Annotated in this window: 1 protein-coding gene; it reads right to left on the minus strand. The window is 74.1% G+C overall.

The genetic code is table 11. The annotated features are described in order from the left end of the window. Positions 1–599 (minus strand): glycosyltransferase (locus CCN42_RS38405; protein ID WP_143662179.1); only part of this gene is annotated, 599 nt, incomplete at its 3' end. Positions 600–665 lie beyond the last annotated feature (66 nt).

Genomic DNA, 665 nt, shown 5'->3' on the forward strand with positions numbered 1-665 from the left:
TCCTCCACCAGCGGCAGCAGCCGCTCGGCGACCTCGCGCCGCACCGCCTTGAAACCGCATTGCGCGTCGGAGAAGCCGACGGCGAGCGTGGAGCGCAGCAGGGCGTTGTAGCAGCGGGAGACGAACTCCCGGCGGGGCCCGCGCACCACCCGTGCCCCGGGCGCCAGCCGGGTGCCGATCGCGATGTCGGAGTGCCCCGAGATCAGCGGGGCGACGAGCGGCAGCAGCGCCGCGAGTCCGGTGGACAGGTCCACGTCCATGTACGCCAGGACCGGCGCCGGGGACCGCGACCAGGCGGCGCGCAGCGCCCGGCCGCGGCCCTTCTCCGCCAGCCGCAGCCACTCCACCTCGGGCAGTTCGGCGGCCAGCCGGGCGGCTATGCGCGGGGTCCGGTCGGTGCTGGCGTTGTCGACGACGGTGATCCGGAACGGGTACGGGAAGGTCGCGCGCAGATGGGCGTGCAGCCGCCGCACGCTCGGCTCCAGATCCGCCTCCTCGTCGAACACCGGCACCGCGACGTCGAGCACGGGCTCGGGGTGGTGTGCGGGGACGGGGGCGCGGCGCGGGTCCTGGAGCAGGGCAGGGTTGGGTTTTCGCATGATGTGTCCTTGTTCGTTCCCTGGAGAAGGGCAGGCTGGGACAGGGCGGGGCACGCGGGGTGCCAG

Origin of the sequence: Streptomyces glaucescens (genome assembly GCF_002154375.1) — a bacterium.
GTDB classification, from domain to species: Bacteria; Actinomycetota; Actinomycetes; order Streptomycetales; family Streptomycetaceae; genus Streptomyces; species Streptomyces glaucescens.